Origin of the sequence: Dyella thiooxydans (genome assembly GCF_001641285.1) — a bacterium.
GTDB lineage: Bacteria > Pseudomonadota > Gammaproteobacteria > Xanthomonadales > Rhodanobacteraceae > Dyella_A > Dyella_A thiooxydans.
Map to the genome: position 1 here is coordinate 309,235 of NZ_CP014841.1, position 17,073 is coordinate 326,307.

Sequence of the window (17,073 nt, forward strand, 5' to 3'; positions counted from 1 at the left end):
CTTCTGGTTCCCCGAATGGCCTCCCCCGGCGCTCAATGAACGGCAGTTTCCATCTCGCCCTGGCGTTGCTGGCCCCTCTTGTCGGAGCGACCACCACCTACCAGGCCCTGGACGTGATGCCCCGGCTGGCCGCCTCGCGCGAGCGCTGGCAGCGCACCGCGTGGTACGTGGTCGGCGTGTGGATGATCGGCATCGGGCTGTGGTCGCAGCATTTCGTCGGCACCTTGGCCCGCGTCCCGCAGCTGCGCGACGGGCTCGATCCGCTGCTGTGCATCGCCTCGGGGCTGCTGGCCCTGCTGGCGGCCTATGTCGTGCTGGCGATGACCGACGTGGTCATGCTCACCCGCACCCGGATGATCGCTGGCGGCATGCTGCTGGCCGGCTGCGTGCTGCCGATGCATCTGCTGATGGTCGCCTCGCTGCACCTGCCGGCGGTGCGGGTGGGGGCGGGGCAGCATCTGTGGCTCTGGTGCGTGGTGGTCGTGGTGATCGGCGCCGCAGTGCTGAAGTTGCTGCACGCGTTCCGGGCCCGGCACAACCGCAGCCTGCGGCGGCGGATCCCGGTCGCCCTCGGCAATGCGCTGATCCTGGGCGCCACGCTGCACCTGGCGATGCGCATGTCCGGCGAACGCTTTCCCGCCGGCAACGCCGGCGACGCGGCGGCGGTGGTCTGGGTCGGCTCGATGATCGGCGTGATCGCGCTGGTGTCGATGGGCTCGGCCATCGGCCTGTCCGAATGGGTGACCCGGCTGTACCAGCGCACCCGCAGCCTGGCCGGTTCGCTGGACGACCTGCATGACCGCCTGCGCTACCTCTCGACCCACGATGCACTGACCGGCCTGCCGAACCGCGCGACCCTGGTCGATCGGCTGGAGCGCGCGCTGGACGGCGCCCGTGACGGCCGCGGTTACGTGGCCGTGCTGTACATCGACCTGGACGGCTTCAAGCACATCAACGAGTCGCTCGGCCAGACCGCGGGCGACCAGGTGCTGTGCGCGGTGGCCGAGCGGCTGGCCACGCACCTGCGGTACGAGAGCGTGGGTCGCGTCGGCGGCGACGAGTTCGTCGCCGTGCTCGAGCGCATGCGTTCGCAGGATTCGGCCCACCGCATCGTCGAGCGCCTGCTCGACGCCATGCAGCTGCCGCTGGTGGTCGGGGGGATCACGCTTTGCGCCACGCCGAGCATCGGTGTCGCCCACTTTCCGCAGGACGGCGATTCCGCCGAGGCGCTGATCGCGCATGCGGACGTGGCGATGAGCGCGGCCAAGCAGGCCGGCCGCAACGGCTACAGCATCTACGACACCAGCATGCGCCGGCGTGCCGAGCGGGCGCTGGCGATCCAGCGCGGGCTGCATGCGGCGATCGAGGACGGCAGCCTGTCGCTGCACTACCAGTCCAAGCACGACAGCGCCACGGGGGCGATCGTCGGTGCCGAGGCGCTGGCACGCTGGACCCACCCGGAACTGGGCGAGGTGCCGCCGATGGAGTTCATCGCGGTGGCCGAGCGCAGCGGCCAGATCGGTCGCATCGGCGAATGGGTGATCCGCGAGGCCTGCCGGCAGATCGGTGCCTGGCGCGGCCAGGGGATGGCGCCGCTGCGTATCGCGATCAATCTCTCGCCGCTGCAGTTGAACCAGTCGGGGTTTGTGGACACGGCTGCGCGCATCGCGGCGGAGGCCGGGGTCGATCCGGCGCTGATCCTGTTCGAGGTGACCGAAAGCATCGCCATGGAGAACGCCGAACGCACCCGGCTGATGCTGCGGGACTTCCGCGAGCGCGGCTTCGAGTTTGCCATCGACGACTTCGGTACCGGGTATTCCAGCCTGGCCTACCTGCAGAAGTTCCAGGTGCGCCAGCTGAAGATCGACCGCTTCTTCGTGCAGGCGCTGGACGAGGGCGGGCCGGAGGCGCGCGCGATCATCGCGGCGATCATCGACCTGGCCCACACGCTGGCCATCGAGGTGGTCGCCGAAGGCGTGGAGACCCAGCTGCAGGCCAGCGTGCTGCGCACCCTCGGCTGCGACCAGCTGCAGGGCTACCACTTCTCCCGCCCGCTGCCGCCGGAGGAGTTCGAGCGGCACTGCCGCACGCTGATGGTGCTGGCGCTGGTCTGACCCGGGGTGCCGGGGCAGGCGCTGCCGTCAAGGCAGTCAGTCGATGATCGCGTGCGGAACGAAGCGCGAGGTGTCCTGGGTGATCAGGCTGGTGTCCTCGCGGATGCCGATGCCGGCCGGTACGTCGGCGATGATCCAGCTGCCGATCAGCGGATAGTTGCCGTCGAAGCACGGTAGCGGGTGGTATTGCTGGATGATCGCGGCGGGGTGGTCGCCGTAGGGCCCGTCCGAGCGGATGCGCTCCCCGCCCGCCGTGACCATCTCGATGTTGGCGCCTTCGCGGGAGAACAGCGGCTTGCGTACCCATCCCGCCTGCGGCTGGAAGTCGGCCTCGACGAAGTGTGCCGGAAGCAGGTTCGGATGGCCGGGGTGCCGCTCCCAGAGCAGCGGCAGGATCGCCTTGTTGCTCAGGATCGCCTTCCAGGCGGGCTCCAGCAGTTGCATGGCGTGGCGTCGGAGATCCGGTCCGAAGCGATCTTCCATCATGAACTCGAGAGGGTAGAGCTTGAACAGGGTCTGGATCACCCGGTCGGTGGTGTCGGTGAACCATCCGTCCGCGCTCAGGCCGATATCCTCGATCGCGACGTAGGCGGTCGCGATGCCGACCTGGTGCGCGCAATCGCGCAGGTAGTCGACCGTGGCGCGATCCTCCATCGAGTCTGCTACGGCGGAGAAATGCACCGGTGAGCCGATCAGGCGTCCCTTGGCCAGCGTGGCAAAGGCTTCGCACAGCAATTCCTGGATGCGGTTGTACTGATCGGCATGCCGCGGCAGTACGCCGGCCTCGATCTGTTGTTCCAGCCACAGCCACTGGAAGTAGGCCGCTTCGTAGAGCGAGGTCGGCGTGTCGTAGTTCAACTCGTAGAGCTTGGCCGGACCGGTGCCGTCGTAGGCCAGGTCCATCCGTCCGTACAGGTGCGGATCGCGCTGCTGCCACGAACTGCGGATCCAGTCCCAGTAGGCCGGCGGGATCGCCAGGCGCGCAAGCAGTTCCTCGGAGCGCACGACTTCGTCCACCAGATCCATCGCCATGCCATGCAGGGCGAGGCTGGGGTCCTCGATGTCATCCTCGACCTGCCGCAGGTCGAGCGCGTAGTAGGCGCGCTCGTCCCAGTAGCGCTCGCCGTCGATGGTGTGGAACAGAAAGCCGAGGCGCTCGGCCTGGCTACGCCAGTCGGCGCGCTCGGCGATGGCGATGCGTCGCATGCCCTGGCGAGTCATCCGCCGAAGTGGAAGCCACCGAAGCGACCGCTCCGGCCGAACGAGCTGCGCACGGAGCTGGCCGAGCCGAAGCCGCGGCGAGAGACGGTCAGGGCGCGCGTCGGTGCGCTGGCCCTGCCGCGGGCCCCGCGCACCGCGCCGGTGTGCCGCGAGACCACGTCCCCCGCGGAGGTGAAGAACGTGCCGCTGCGGTCCCGGAAGAGCGGGGCACTGTGACCGTCGTATCCGTCAAGGACATTGCCTTTGTGCCGGTAGCCGACCAGGAAGCCGCCCATGCGCGGCCGGTAGTACGTCACGTGCCCCGACTGGCCGTCTGCCTGGCAGTCGCCGAACTGTTCGTTGCACTGGTTGCCGTTGGTGAATCTCGGTGCGTAGAGCTGGCTCTGCGCGAGCGCCTGCTGGTAGGCCGCCTTGCAGTCGTCTGACGAGATATAGGTGGGGAGGGCGCGGCACTCGTCGACCGACTGCACGACGGCTCCGGTCGCCGGGCCGTGGCTGCAGCCGGAGAGCGTCGCGGGAAGCGCCGTGGCCATGAGGGTCAGGCGCAGGTGCGCTGAGCGTTTCATCGGCGGCACCTCACGGCGTCATCGACGCGGCGTTCAGCAACCCCACGGCGATCGAAATGCCCGCGGCGAGCACGCCTGCGGAGATCTTGTCCTCGGTGATCTGCCGGGAAATCCCCGGCACCACGGCACGTGCCAGCAGATAGGCGACGATCTGCACCAGGGCGGCGAGACCGCCCCAGACCGCCGCGTCCACGAGGCTGACTGCATGCGCGATGGCGGCCTGCAGAGGCAGCGCAATGCCGATCAGGGTGCCGGAGAACGCGAGCGAGGCGGCGGTGTTGCCCTGGCGGATCAGGGTGAAATCCCGGTGGGGCGTCACCAGCGCCACCACAACGACGGCAGCGATCAGCAGGGCGAGGCCGATGCCGAGGTAGGAGAAGAAGGCGATCAGGCTCGTTAGGGTGACGATGCTTTGCATGGTGCGTCCTTGGGTTGGCTGTCCGGTGATCGGGGCTCAGGTGATGTCCAGATCGGCTTGCCCGATCTCGATACCTACCGCGTAGGTGATGCAGAACTGGTTCGGACCGGAGTCCTCCGCGTTGACCACCAGCAGCTCGTCGCGCTGCAGGTCGGCGACCGCGCGGCTGTAGACCACGGCGTAGTTGGTCAGGTCGCCGCTGCGACGGGGCGGCTGCTCGCGGAACAGCACCTCGTCGAAGGCCATCGGCGGGATCTGGTCGCCGGCATCGGCGCTGGTGACCCGATCCCAGTCGTGGCCGGCATAGTTGATCCGCTGCGCGCCCAGGTGTGCGCCGCCGGTCACCAGGCGCTGGAAGCTTTCGATGTTCGGAGGATTGACCGTCTCGTAGTAGGTGAACGCATGCATGGACTCGATCGAGTCGCCCACCGTCATCACCTGCAGGTAGGCGTCGTCTTCGAGATAGAAGCGGTGCATCACGTAGCCGTCGCCGAGTTCGATATGCCCGTAGCACTCGATGCCCTGGTCGCCATCCGGCAGCTCGGCGAGCATCGCCTGCGGGGCGAAGCGATACAGGGTGCGGTCGAACTGCACGCGGCCACCGATGCGCAATCCGAGCGGAAGCAGCGCTCGCGCCGTGCCGGGCAGTCCCTGGCCGGCACTTGGATCCGACGGTGGTCGACGATGGAACAGGCTCACGCCATCGTGCCCTGCAGGCATGCCAGCTCGGTCGGATCGATGCGCTGCCGGGCCAGGTAATAGAGGATGTTGCCCTCGCGCACCGGCTGGTCGTCGGGCGGGTTGATCTGCACCGGCGCTACGTCGGACTCACGCATGCCCAGGAAAAGCGCCGATTGATCCTTGAAGCAGCGTGCGACCTGGCGCGCCGATGTGGCGATACCGGTTGGCATCGCCACGCTGAACTGGGTGGGGCCGGTAGCGGTGGAGAGCAGCTCCAGCGCGATGATCGAGCTGCCGGGGTCCTGCGCGGCCCGCGCGATCACCTCGGCGGACATCGGGCGGGTGCATTCCACCTGCGGGTAATGGGAGCGCACCAGCTGCAGCGCATCGGGTCCCTCGAAATGGGCGACGACATGGGCGTTCGGGGCATGTGCCATCACGGCCAGCACCGCGGCGAGGCTCTGGTCGTCGCTGGGGGTGTGGATGATGATCCGGTCGGCACCCTGCAGCGACGCGCGTGCATAGACCGGGCTGTCCGCATAGTTGCCCGCCGCGACGAAGCGCATCTGTTCCGGGCGCGGGTTCTCGTCCAGTTCGCAGGCGACCAGCACCAGGCCCTCATCGTCCGTCGCGGTATCGGACAGCAGCAGGTCCACCAGTCGGTCCGAGGCGGCGCCTCGCCAACCGACCAGCACGGTGTGGCCGCGCATTTGTTCGTAAGTCATACGTCCCACCAGATGGCGTCGAAGGTAGCTCGCCAGCGATGCGCTGGTCTTGGCCAGCACGGCGGCAAAAAAGGCCACGGCGCCCGGCATCAGCAGGAAGGCGACGATCAGGCGTCCAGCGGTGGTCTGCGGCGACAGGTCGCCGTAGCCGATGGTCGTGGCCGTGGTCATGTAGTAGTAGGGAAAAGCCTGCGGCGCGACGAGCGCGGATTCGCCCGCCAGCACGAGCAGCGCCCAGGTCACCCCCATGTGCACCAGCAGCGCCAGCAGCACGGCCAGCCAGCTTACCCGGCGGACGTGCCGGGCCAGCGCCCTGGTCAGGCGCCCGATAACCCACATGTGCTCCCCCTGTCTCCCCGTCCGGCGTCAGCTGCCCGCGGTCGACTTGGACTCGACCTTTACGCTTCCCTGTGTCCGCTCCTGCTTGAAGCGGGCGAGGATCATTTCCGCACCGGTGCCGCCGCTGACGAGTCCGGCAGCTGCCAGTTTCCGCTCCAGTTCGGCATCGCCGGCGGAGGGATCGAGTTCCTCGCTGGCCTCGATGCGCGCGGCGGCCTCGGCCTGTCGCTGCTTGATGCGTTCCAGCGAGTCGAGCGCCGAACCCATGCGGCTGTTGCTGCCGGCGGTGCGCGAGGCGATCGCCATCTGCGCGCGCTGCACGGACGCGGTGGCTTTCACTGTGTCGACCTGCGAGCGCAGCCCCTTCAGCTGGATCTCGGTCTTGCCGATCGTCGCCTTCAGCGTGGCGATCGACTGCTGCAGCCTGCGCAGGTTGCCTTCGTCGACCTTCTGCTCGGCCTCCAGCGGCGCGAGCTTCGCGGCGACCTCACGGGCGAGGGCCTCGTCGCCCTTGTCCAGCGAACCCTCGATGTAATGCGCGTACTCGGCCATCTTGCCGGTGCGGTCGTCCATCTTCTGCTGGGCCAGCTTGGCCTGGGCCATCAGCTTGGCCAGGTCGTCCCGTGCCCGTTGGAGCTCGGTGCCGGTATCGCGGATCTCCTGCTCCAGGATGGTGATGGCGTTGGCGTCGACGATCTTCTGGCCGGTCTCGTGCGAGACGCCGCGCAGCAGGGTGAGAAGCTTGGTCAGCAGGCTCATGGATGACCTCAGAGGAAGTGGGTCTTGAGGGTTTCGGCGGCGTCCAGGGTATTGAGCGCCAGGGCCTGAAGTTCCTCGTCCAGTTCGTCCATGCTCGCCTGGGTCGACAACTCGCCGAACACGATGTACGTGTCGCGACCGCCGATCTGGGTCAGGCCGAGGTTGGACAGCGGGTTGATCGGGTTGATACGCATGCAGGCATCGTTGAAGCCGGAGCGGTCCCGCACGAGTTCCGCGTCGACCAGCACGGTGGACACCGCGATCTGCGAGCTGGATGCGGCGACCTGCACCTGCATGTCGCCGTAGGCGTGCAGCGTGAGGTTGATGACCGGCTCGGCCTCGTCGATCAGTTCGACCGTGATGTCATTCGTGTCTGCATAGCGCTTGTCGAGCTGCCTGTGTAGCTCGCGCGTATCCCTGCCTGTCATGAACAGTGCTTCCCTGGACCGTGAACGCAAGTTTTTAGCAGATCACTGGCGAATGGGCCAGCGAGGGCGTTGGCGATAAAGGCACGCGGGGCTTCGACGGGTGTCCCGCCGGCTTGCAGGTCGGCCCCTCGTCCGTCTTGCCAAGGCTACGGCAGCCTCCCTAATCTCCGGCGGGTCATCAGGGACTGGGATGTGGCCATGCGGGTCGGGTTTTCCATGGAACGGGTGCGCTGCAGCCGGCAGTGCCGCGTGATGCACGGATGACCCTCTCGCTCGATGTCGTGCAGGCGCTGGCGCCCAACCAGTTCCCCAACCTGTTGGCCACCGCGCTGCGTTGCGAGGATGTGCTGGACTGGGCCGCCGCGCAGGACATCAAGGCGGTGCGATCGTCGGGCTGAGTGCGGTGAACGGGGCGTCGAAACGAAAAACCCGGCCGAAGCCGGGTCTTTCGCATCGCACGGGAGTGCGACGGCTTACATCACGTTCGGTTCGCTGAACGCCTCGATCTCGCCCTTGAAGGCGTCGACCGGGATGCACGAGCACATGATGTTCTTGTCGCCGTAGACGTTGTCCACGCGGGCGACCGGCGACCAGTACTTCTGCAGCCGCAGGCTGGGCAGCGGGAACGCGGCCAGCTCGCGCGGGTAGGTGTGGGTCCACTCGCTGCCGGACACCATCGCGGCGGTGTGCGGGGCGTGCTTGAGCGGGTTGTCCTCGCGGTCCAGGCGGCCGTCCTCGATCGCGCGGATCTCCTCGCGGATCTGGATCATCGCGTCGATGAAGCGGTCCAGCTCGTACTGGCTCTCGCTCTCGGTCGGTTCGACCATCAGCGTGCCGGCCACCGGGAAGCTCAGCGTCGGGGCGTGGAAGCCGAAGTCGATCAGCCGCTTGGCGACGTCCTCGGCACCGATGCCGGTGGCGTCCTTGAGCGGGCGCAGGTCGAGGATGCACTCGTGCGCCACCAGGCCGTTGCGACCGGTGTACAGCGTCTTGTAGTGCGGTGCGAGGCGCTTGGCGACGTAGTTGGCGTTGAGCAGGGCCAGCTGGGTGGCGCGGCGCAGACCCTCGGCACCCATCATCGCGATGTACATCCAGCTGATCGGCAGGATGCTGGCCGAGCCGAAGCTGGCGGCCGAGACCATGCCCACGTCGCCTTCGCCGCCGAACGTCTTGGGCAGGAACGGCGCCAGGTGCGACTTCACCGCGCACGGGCCGACGCCCGGGCCGCCGCCGCCGTGCGGGATGCAGAAGGTCTTGTGCAGGTTGAGGTGGCTGACGTCCGAGCCCCACTTGCCGGGTTTGGCCACGCCGACCAGGGCGTTCATGTTGGCGCCGTCGGTGTACACCTGGCCGCCGTGCGCGTGGATGATCTCGCAGATCTGCACGATCTCCTCCTCGAACACGCCGTGCGTGGACGGGTAGGTGACCATCAGCGCGGCGAGGCGGTCGGCATACTTCTCGGCCTTGGCGCGGATGTCGGCGACATCGACATTGCCGTTGGCGTCGCAGGCGGTGACCACCACGGTCATGCCGCACATCTGCGCGCTGGCCGGGTTGGTGCCGTGCGCGGACTCGGGGATCAGGCAGATGTCGCGATGGCCCTCGCCGCGCGAGCGGTGGTAGGCGCGGATCGCCAGCAGGCCGGCGTACTCGCCCTGCGCGCCGGAGTTCGGCTGCAGGCTGACCGCGTCGTAGCCGGTGCACTCGACCAGCATCGCTTCCAGCCCGTCGATCAGCTCCTTGTAGCCGGCGGCCTGCTCGGCCGGGGCCAGCGGGTGGATGTTGCCGAACTCGGGCCAGGTCACCGGGATCATCTCGGCGGTGGCGTTGAGCTTCATGGTGCACGAGCCGAGCGGGATCATGCTGCGGTCCAGCGCCAGGTCCTTGTCGGCCAGGCCGCGCAGGTAGCGCAGCAGCTCGGTCTCGCTGTGGTGGGTGTTGAACACCGGGTGGGTCATGAACGCACTGCTGCGCACCAGCGAGGCCGGCAGGGCATCGGCGGTGGCGGCATCGAGCGCGTCGATGTCGTCGATCTCCGCGCCGAACAGGCCGGCCAGCGCGATGACGTCGGCGCGGGTGGTGGTCTCGTCCAGGCTGATGCCGACGCTGGTGCCGTGGATGGCGCGCAGGTTGATCTGCTGCGCGGTGGCGCGGGCGTGCACCGCATCGGCGTCCACGCCGGTGATGTACAGCGTGTCGAAGAAGCCGTCGGCCACCGTCACGCCGGCCTTGCGCAGCGCGGCGGCAAGGATCGCGGCCAGGCGATGGGTGCGGCGGGCGATCCGCTTGAGGCCGTCCGGGCCGTGGTAGACGGCGTACATCGCCGCCATCACCGCCAGCAGCACCTGCGCGGTGCAGATGTTGGAGGTGGCCTTCTCGCGGCGGATGTGCTGCTCGCGGGTCTGCAGGGTGAGGCGGTAGGCTTTGTTGCCCTCGGCATCGACCGAGACGCCGATCAGCCGGCCCGGCATCGAGCGCTTGTAGGCGTCGCGGCAGGCCATGAAGGCGGCGTGCGGGCCGCCGAAGCCGAACGGCACGCCGAAGCGCTGGCTGTTGCCGATCACGATGTCCGCACCCCATTCGCCCGGCGCCTTGAGCAGGGTCAGCGCGAGCAGGTCGGTGGCGACCGCCACCAGCGCGCCGCGCGCGTGCACGGCCTGGACCAGTGCGGCGTAGTCGTGCGCCTGGCCGAAGGTGTCCGGGTACTGCAGCAGCACGCCGAAGCTCTCGGCAGTGGCGGCGTCGGCGTCGTCACCGACCAGGATCTGCAGCCCCATCGCCTCGGCGCGGGTGCGCAGCACTTCCAGCGTCTGCGGGTGCACGCCGCGGGACACGAAGAAGGTGTTCGACTTGCTCTTGCCCGAGCGCTTGGCCAGGGTCATCGCCTCGGCGGCGGCGGTGCCTTCGTCCAGCAGCGAGGCGTTGGCGATGTCCATGCCGGTGAGGTCGGCGCACATCGTCTGGAAGTTGATCAGCGCCTCCATGCGGCCCTGCGAGATCTCCGCCTGGTACGGCGTATAGGCGGTGTACCAGGCCGGGTTCTCCAGCACGTTGCGCAGGATGACGTTCGGCGTGTGGGTGCCGTAGTAGCCCTGGCCGATGAAGCTCCGGAACACGCGGTTCTTCGAGGCGACGGCGCGGATCTTGGCCAGCGCTTCCACCTCGGTCAGCGGCGCCGGCAGCGCCAGCGGGGCGGGCGACTTGATCGAGCCGGGCACGATCGCGTCGGTCATCGCTTCCAGCGAGGGCTGGCCGATGGCGGCGAGCATGTGGGCGATCTCGGCATCGTTCGGGCCGATGTGACGCTCGATGAAGGCACCGTGGTGCTCGAGCTCGCGCAACGAGGGGGAGGAGGACTGGCTCATGTCTGGGGCATCCGGGAATAGCGTGCCGTGCCGCACGCGGGGCGCCCCTCTGTCCTTTTGCCTGAGAGTTTGGAGGCAGCGATGGACTGCTGCCTTGTGCCCCTTCGGCGCCGGATTCAACCGGTCTCTCCAGAGTGTTTGCGCGCGGTGGTTACGGGGCCTGAGCGATTACGGGCGTTGCGCCTTCGGCAGCGACGTGGCCCTGGAAGGCCCGACGCTTCTCCCACCGTACGTTTACCGCGGCGATTATACAGGCCGCCCGGGTGGTGGTCAGCGGGTGGGGCACCCGGTCGCGGGGCCGATGGGGCCGGTTAAGCTGGGGTGGTTTCGACAAGAGGTTTCCCATGATCCGGATCGGCGAGATCGACCACGTGGTGCTGCGCGTATGCGACCTGGACGCGATGCAGCGGTTCTACTGCGACGTGCTGGGCTGCCGCGAGGAGCGCCGGCAGGACGAGATCGGCCTGGTGCAGCTGCGCGCCGGGGCCTCGTTGATCGACCTGGTGAGCGTGGATGGGCGGATCGGCCGTCACGGCGGTGCGCCGCCCGGCGTGGAGGGTCACAACATGGACCACGTCTGCCTTCGCGTGGAGGACTACGACGAGGCGGCGATCCTGGCCCACCTGCGCGCCCACGGCGTGCGCATCGGCGACCTCGGCATGCGCTATGGCGCGAAAGGCGAAGGCCCATCGATCTACCTGTACGACCCGCAGGGCAACATGATTGAGCTGAAGGGCCCGCCCCATCCGGGCTGATGTCCGCTCCTGCAGGAACCCGCTCCCGGGCGATGCTCTTCGCTCCGGTGCCCGATCAGAGCGAAGAGCATCGCCCGCAAGCGGGCTCCTACCGATCTGCCAGGGCCTCAGGCCAGCGCGGCGGCCAGGGCGTGGCAGTCGGCGAAGTACCAGTCGGCCAGTTCCGGCCAGCGGTTGTCGGGCAGGTTCACCAACACCGAGCGCGCGCCGGCGGCGCGGGCGCTGGCCAGGTCGTAGGCGTAGTCGCCGACCATGGTCAGTTCGGCGGGATCGACCGACCAGTGCGCGGCGATATGTTGCAGGCCGATGGGGGCGGGTTTGGGTGGCGCATCCTCGCGACCGAGCACGACCGCCGGATCGAAGCAGTCGGCCAGGCCGATCGCCTCCAGCGACAGCAGGGCCAGTTCGCGCAGGTTGCGGGTGAGGATGCCGAGCCGGCAGCCGCGCGCTGCGAGCGTGCGGACGAGTGGGACGGCGCCGGAGGCCGGGCGCGACGCGAGCGCCAGTTCGCGCTCGTGCTCCAGCAGCCACGCGCGCTTGGCATCGGCTTCGGCGGCGGGCAGGGCGGCGATGTGGGCGAGGATGTCCTCGTCGTCGCGGATCGCCAGTGCGCGGCGGATCGCGGCGAAGTCGTGCACGGCAATCGTCAGCGTGCCGTCCAGGTCGAACACCCAGTGGCGGTGCGAGGCGAGGGCGTGGCGCGTGGTCGTCATCGGCGGATCACCCCCGGCGGCCTGCATGAACCGCAGAAACGACAAAGCCCGCATCGCTGCGGGCTTCGTCTACAATTGGTGCCCAGGAGAGGACTCGAACCTCCACGGTTTTACCCGCTAGTACCTGAAACTAGTGCGTCTACCAATTCCGCCACCTGGGCAGGTGCCGCGCAACCGTTCGGGCTGCGCGAGCCGCGTAGATTAGGCATCTACCCCAGGGTTGTCAACAATACGTCGACAAAAATTTTCCCCTGCTTCCGGACGATTTCCGTCCCGGAGGCCTTCAACCAAGGTAACTGAGTGACCCAGAAGAAAAACACGCGTGGCGGCAAGCGCCGCGCAGCAGCACCCAACCGCGACGACGCCCCCCTGCGGCCGTCCGGCAAGCCCCGCTCCAACGGCGGAGCGCCGCGCAAGGGCGCCGGCGCGGTCCGCGATCCGCAGGCCGAGCGCGAGGCGCAGCGCTACGAACGACCGATCCCCAGCCGCGAGGCGATCCTCTCGATGCTGGCCGACCGCGGCGAATGGCTCAGCGAAGCCCGCATCGCCGAAACCCTGCAGCTCGACCATCCCACCGACCTGATGGCCCTGCGCAAGCGCCTCGGCGCGATGGTGCGCGATGGCCAGCTGCTGCAGGGGCGTCGCGGCGACTACGCCCCTGCACAGAAGCTGGACCTGATTCCCGGACTGGTGATCGCCAACGCCGAGGGCTACGGCTTCCTGCGTCCGGACGAGGGTGGCGACGACCTCTACCTTTCGCCGCAGCAGATGCGTGCGGTGATGCACGGCGATCGCGTCCTCGCCAGCGTGGTGGGCCTCGACCGGCGTGGCCGCCGCCAGGGCGCCATCGTCGAAGTGCTGCAGCGACGCTCGCCGCGGCTGGTCGGCCGCGTGACGGTCGAGAACGGCGTCACCGTGGTGGCGCCCGACGATCGCCGCCTGCACCAGGACATCCTGATTCCGCCGGGCAAGGAGCAGGGCGCCCGCAACGGGCAGATCGTCGTCGTCGAGATCACCGACCCGCCGACCGCGCATCGTGCGCCGCTGGGAGAGATCCGCTCGGTGCTGGGCGAACGCCTGCAGCCTTCGCTGCTGGTGGAGATGGCGATCGCCAGCTACGACCTGCCGCGTGAATGGTCGCCGGAGGTGCTGCGCGACGCCGCCCAGGTCGAGCCGGAAGTCACCGCCGCCGAGCGCGAGGGCCGCGTCGACCTGCGCAAGCTGCCGCTGGTGACCATCGACGGCGCCGACGCGCGCGACTTCGATGATGCCGTGTATGCCGAGCCGAAACGTGGTGGCGGCTGGCGGCTGATCGTGGCGATCGCCGACGTGTCGCACTACGTCAAGCCGGGCACCGCGCTGGATACCGAGGCGCAGGAGCGCAGCACCTCGACCTACTTCCCCGGCTTCGTGGTGCCGATGCTGCCGGAGACGCTGTCCAACGGCATCTGTTCGCTCAACCCGAAGGTGGAGCGGCTGTGCATGGTGTGCGACATGCAGATCAATGCCGAGGGCGAGGTGACCAAGTCGAAGTTCTACGACGCGGTGATGCTGTCGCATGCGCGCCTGACCTACGACAAGGTGTGGCAGGTGGTCGGGCTGGAAGATGCCGACACGATCGCCGAGGTGGCCGACGTGCTGCCGCAGATCCGCCACCTGCACGCGCTGTACAAGGCGATGGCGGCCCAGCGCCTGCGCCGCGGTGCGATCGATTTCGAGACGCCGGAGGTGAAGTTCCGCCTCGACCAGCGTGGCGAGGTCGAGGCGATGGGCGCGATCGAGCGCAACGACGCGCACAAGCTGATCGAGGAGTGCATGATCGCCGCCAACGTGCAGGCGGCGCTGTTCCTGGAAAAGAAGAAGATCCCCGCGCTGTTCCGCGCCCACGAGCCGCCGCCGGCAGAGAAGTACGAGGACCTGCAGCAGTTCCTGCGTGAGTTCAAGCTCAGCCTGCCGCCGCTGGCCGAGGTCACCCCGGGTGATTTCGCCGAGCTGTTGCGGCTGGTACACGAGCGCCCCGAGCGCGAGCTGATCCAGTCGGTGCTGTTGCGGGCGCAGAGCATGGCCGCCTACCAGCCGGAGAATCGTGGCCACTTCGGCCTGGCGCTGAGTGCGTACGCGCACTTCACTTCGCCGATCCGTCGCTACCCCGACCTGCTGGTCCATCGCGCGATCCGCTTCGCACTCGCTGGCGGCAAGCTGGCCAATTACGTCTACACCCCGGCCGAAATGGGTTCGCTGGCGGTGCACTGCTCGCAGCGCGAGCGGCGTGCGGAGGAGGCCGAGCGCGACGTCGACGAGCGCTTCAAGTGCGCCTGGATGAGCAAGCACGTCGGCAGCGAGTTCGACGGCGTGGTCACCGGCGTCACCTCGTTCGGCCTGTTCGTGGAGCTGGACGAGTCGAAGGTGTCCGGCCTGGTGCACATCAGCCAGCTGGCCAACGACTATTACCACTTCGACCCGGTGCGCAAGCTGCTCAAGGGCGAAAAGTCCGGCGAGCAGTTCCGCCTCGGCGACCATGTGCGCGTGCAGGTGCTGCGCGCCAGCCTGGAGGATCGCAAGATCGACTTCCGGCTGGTGCCGCAGAAGAAGCGCGGCGCGCCGCCTCCGAAGACCGCCAGGGCCTATGACTACGCGGCCAGTGGCGAACGCTACTCGTTGCCCAAGACCGCGGCCGCACCGGCGCCGGTCGCGAAGAGCCAGGGCATGTTCGGTCGTGCGGCCAATGCGATCGGCCGCGCTTTCGGCCGTCGTGACGCCGAGGTGCCGGCAAAGGCGCCGGTGAGCGATAATCCGCCGCCCCGCGCCCATGCGCGGCCGGCTTCGGCCTTGCCTGCGCTGCCGCCAGTCGCAGCGCCCGCCGGCAAGCCGAAGGGCAAGGCAACGAAAAAGGCGGCTACCAAGGCGTCCCGTGCTCGGCCCGAGCCCAAGCCCAAGGCCGAGCCGAAGCAGAAGCCGAAAGGCCGGGGCGGGCGTCCCACTCGATCGAAAGGCAAGTAAGTAGATGAGCGAAAGCTGGATCGTCGGCATCAACCCGGTGGAAGGTGCCCTCAGCAACGATGCCGGGCAGGTGCGCGAACTGCTGGTCGAACAGGGCCAGCGCAACGCGCGCGTGCAAGCGCTGGCCGAGCGGGCCAAGGCGCTGAAGATTCCCGTGCATCACCGGCCGCGCGAGCAACTGGACAAGCTGTCCGGCGAGGCGCGCCACCAGGGCGTGGTAGCGCTTTACGAGCCGCCGCCGATGGCGCACGAGGGCGACCTGCCGGCGCTGCTCGAGCGTGATGGCGCCGACACGCTGGTGCTGGTGCTCGACGGCGTGACCGATCCGCACAACCTCGGCGCCTGCCTGCGCAGCGCCGCGGCGGCCAGGGTCACCGCGGTGATCGTGCCGAAGGACCGCGCGGTGGGCCTGACCCCGGTGGTCCGCCGGGCCTCGGCCGGCGGTGCCGATCGCGTGCCGCTGATCGCGGTGACCAACCTGGCGCGCACCCTGCGCGAGCTGAAGGATGCCGGCGTGTGGATCACCGGCATGGCCGGCGACACCGACGACTCGATCTACGGCATCGACCTGAAGGGGCCGGTGGCGCTGGTGCTGGGCAGCGAAGGCGAAGGCATGCGCCGGCTGACCCGCGAGCTGTGCGATTTCGTGGCGAAGATCCCGATGCCGGGCGCGATGGAGAGCCTCAACGTCTCCGTCGCCACCGGCGTGGTGCTGTTCGAGGCCCTCAGGCAGCGGAGTGCGAAACGATGACGACGGGACTGCACTGGTACGACTTGGTGGGTTTTGCCGGGGTTCTGCTGATCCTGCTGGCCTACTTCCTGCTGCAGGCCCACAAGTTGCACGGCAACCGGCTGGCCTACCAGTTGATGAACATCGCCGGTGCGCTCGGCGTGCTGGTGTCGCTGGTGTTCGGCAGCTTCAACTGGTCGGCGTTTCTGCTCGAGCTGGCCTGGATCGCCATCGGCATCTACGGCATCGTGCGCGGCGTGCGGCTGCGGCGGATGGGTGGCTGAATCGCTGGGGCGGCGGAGCGTTCCGCCGCTGGATGGCCGGCGAATTCCATATCCTCGGAAGGCTCAAATGAAGACGGCCCCGCGCGCGGGGCCGTCCTGGGGCTGGCCGGGCCTCGATCACCGCTGCCCGGAACGAGCGGTAGGAGCGCACCCTGTGCGCGACCACCGGATGTCCTTCCTGGGCCCGAGGGCATCGCGCACAGGGTGCGCTCCTACTCGCCGAGCTTGGTCAGCTCCGGGCTGGAGGTGAAGTCGCGCTTCACGCGCTGCTTGTCCAGCGTCTCGCCATGCACCTGGAACCAGATGCTCTCGGCGATGTTGGTGGCATGGTCGCCGATGCGCTCGATGTTCTTGGCCATGAACAAGAGGTGCGTGCACGGCGTGATGTTGCGCGGGTCTTCCATCATGTAGGTGAGCAGCTGGCGGAAGTAGCCGGTGTAGGCCTCGTCCAGCTCGGCGTCGCTCTTCCACACCTGGTAGGCGTGCTCGGCGTCCTGGTCGCGGTAGGCCACCAGCACTTCGCGGACCTCCGCGGCGGCCAGCTTGGCCAGGTAGTCCAGGCCCTTGGTCGGCGAGACCGGGGCGACCATCGACAGCGGGATCGAGCGTTTGGCCACGTTGGCGGCGTAGTCGCCGATGCGCTCGATGTCGGCGGCGATGCGCAGGGCGGCGAACACATTGCGCAGGTCGCCGGCCATCGGCGCACGCAGGGCCAGCAGGCGCACCACGTCGTGGCTGATTTCCTGCTCGAGCTGGTCGATCGCGTCGTCGTTGGCCACCACGCGCTGGGCGGCGCGCTCGTCGCGGCGGGCGATCACGTCGATCGCCGACTCCAGCTGGGTCACCGACAGCTCGCCCATGCGCACGATCTCGCCGGTGAGGCGGGCCAGTTCGCTGTCGTAGCTCTTGATGATGTGCTCGCTGCCGCTGCTCATGTCGATACCTGCCTGTCTGGGATGCGTGGAACGGGTGGAA

The 17,073-nt window shown here is 68.4% G+C and carries 16 protein-coding genes, 1 tRNA gene and 1 riboswitch; of the genes, 6 read left to right on the top strand and 11 right to left on the bottom strand.

Annotation, left to right across the window (positions count from 1 at the left end; genetic code table 11):
* Nucleotides 1-35: 35 nt before the first annotated feature.
* Entirely contained in the window at nt 36-2,114 is a 2,079-nt protein-coding gene (locus ATSB10_RS01315; RefSeq protein WP_063670075.1) for a putative bifunctional diguanylate cyclase/phosphodiesterase, read from the top strand.
* A 36-nt stretch (nt 2,115-2,150) separates the two neighbouring features.
* Here the strand turns inward: ATSB10_RS01315 and ATSB10_RS01320 are convergent, their stop codons facing one another.
* The 7 genes from ATSB10_RS01320 to ATSB10_RS01350 are packed head-to-tail and all read right to left on the bottom strand — an operon-like array spanning nt 2,151 to nt 7,251.
* Nucleotides 2,151-3,320 carry a glutathionylspermidine synthase family protein gene (locus ATSB10_RS01320; protein ID WP_063674287.1) on the bottom strand — a complete coding sequence of 390 codons (1,170 nt, stop codon included), beginning with the start codon at nt 3,318-3,320 and terminating at the stop codon, nt 2,151-2,153.
* Between the two features lie 11 nt (nt 3,321-3,331).
* On the bottom strand, nt 3,332-3,901 hold the full coding sequence (locus ATSB10_RS01325; RefSeq protein ID WP_063670076.1) for a DUF1190 domain-containing protein: 570 nt from the start codon (nt 3,899-3,901) through the stop codon (nt 3,332-3,334).
* Between the two features lie 10 nt (nt 3,902-3,911).
* Nucleotides 3,912-4,319 (bottom strand): DUF350 domain-containing protein, encoded by a 408-nt coding sequence (locus ATSB10_RS01330; protein ID WP_063670077.1) that lies wholly within the window; start codon nt 4,317-4,319, stop codon nt 3,912-3,914.
* A 36-nt stretch (nt 4,320-4,355) separates the two neighbouring features.
* Entirely contained in the window at nt 4,356-5,039 is a 684-nt protein-coding gene (locus ATSB10_RS01335) for a DUF2491 family protein (RefSeq protein WP_063670078.1), read from the bottom strand.
* Complete coding sequence (locus tag ATSB10_RS01340; RefSeq protein WP_063670079.1) at nt 5,015-6,064, bottom strand: potassium channel family protein; 1,050 nt, start codon at nt 6,062-6,064, stop codon at nt 5,015-5,017. The genes ATSB10_RS01335 and ATSB10_RS01340 overlap by 25 nt, the downstream gene beginning before the upstream one ends.
* Before the next feature lie 27 nt (nt 6,065-6,091).
* Complete coding sequence (locus tag ATSB10_RS01345) at nt 6,092-6,823, bottom strand: PspA/IM30 family protein (protein WP_063670080.1); 732 nt, start codon at nt 6,821-6,823, stop codon at nt 6,092-6,094.
* Nucleotides 6,824-6,831: 8 nt separating this feature from the next.
* The gene (locus ATSB10_RS01350) at nt 6,832-7,251 is read right to left on the bottom strand and encodes a YjfI family protein (RefSeq protein WP_063670081.1); all 420 of its coding nucleotides are present in this window, start codon (nt 7,249-7,251) and stop codon (nt 6,832-6,834) included.
* Nucleotides 7,252-7,511: 260 nt separating this feature from the next.
* On the opposite strand from ATSB10_RS01350, the gene ATSB10_RS19150 reads away from it, so the two are divergent.
* Nucleotides 7,512-7,649 (top strand): hypothetical protein, encoded by a 138-nt coding sequence (locus ATSB10_RS19150; RefSeq protein ID WP_157468974.1) that lies wholly within the window; start codon nt 7,512-7,514, stop codon nt 7,647-7,649.
* Between the two features lie 75 nt (nt 7,650-7,724).
* Here ATSB10_RS19150 and gcvP read toward each other — a convergent pair whose 3' ends face one another.
* Nucleotides 7,725-10,616, bottom strand: a complete 2,892-nt coding sequence (gene gcvP, locus ATSB10_RS01355; RefSeq protein WP_063670082.1) for an aminomethyl-transferring glycine dehydrogenase — start codon at nt 10,614-10,616, stop codon at nt 7,725-7,727.
* Nucleotides 10,617-10,655: 39 nt separating this feature from the next.
* Nucleotides 10,656-10,759, bottom strand: a riboswitch (glycine riboswitch).
* Nucleotides 10,760-10,960: 201 nt separating this feature from the next.
* Between gcvP and ATSB10_RS01360 the strand changes: the two genes are divergently transcribed.
* Entirely contained in the window at nt 10,961-11,371 is a 411-nt protein-coding gene (locus tag ATSB10_RS01360) for a VOC family protein (protein ID WP_063670083.1), read from the top strand.
* Between the two features lie 107 nt (nt 11,372-11,478).
* On the opposite strand, the gene ATSB10_RS01365 is transcribed toward ATSB10_RS01360, so the two are convergent.
* Both ATSB10_RS01365 and ATSB10_RS01370 read right to left on the bottom strand, forming a co-directional pair.
* Nucleotides 11,479-12,084, bottom strand: a complete 606-nt coding sequence (locus tag ATSB10_RS01365) for an HAD family hydrolase (RefSeq protein ID WP_063674288.1) — start codon at nt 12,082-12,084, stop codon at nt 11,479-11,481.
* Nucleotides 12,085-12,160: 76 nt separating this feature from the next.
* Nucleotides 12,161-12,245 (bottom strand) — tRNA-Leu (locus tag ATSB10_RS01370).
* A 139-nt stretch (nt 12,246-12,384) separates the two neighbouring features.
* Between ATSB10_RS01370 and rnr the strand changes: the two genes are divergently transcribed.
* From rnr to ATSB10_RS01385, 3 genes are read left to right on the top strand one after another with little or no spacing between them, the layout of a single operon-like run.
* A complete protein-coding gene (gene rnr, locus ATSB10_RS01375) occupies nt 12,385-15,084 on the top strand; it encodes a ribonuclease R (RefSeq protein ID WP_083966033.1) in 2,700 nt (899 codons plus the stop codon).
* A gap of 4 nt (nt 15,085-15,088) precedes the next feature.
* Nucleotides 15,089-15,835, top strand: a complete 747-nt coding sequence (gene rlmB / locus ATSB10_RS01380; RefSeq protein ID WP_063670084.1) for a 23S rRNA (guanosine(2251)-2'-O)-methyltransferase RlmB — start codon at nt 15,089-15,091, stop codon at nt 15,833-15,835.
* Nucleotides 15,832-16,098, top strand: coding sequence for a CBU_0592 family membrane protein (locus tag ATSB10_RS01385; protein WP_063670085.1), 267 nt, complete (start codon nt 15,832-15,834; stop codon nt 16,096-16,098). Before rlmB ends, ATSB10_RS01385 begins: the two co-directional genes overlap by 4 nt.
* A 212-nt stretch (nt 16,099-16,310) precedes the next feature.
* Here ATSB10_RS01385 and phoU read toward each other — a convergent pair whose 3' ends face one another.
* A complete protein-coding gene (phoU, locus tag ATSB10_RS01390) occupies nt 16,311-17,033 on the bottom strand; it encodes a phosphate signaling complex protein PhoU (RefSeq protein ID WP_063670086.1) in 723 nt (240 codons plus the stop codon).
* Nucleotides 17,034-17,073 lie beyond the last annotated feature (40 nt).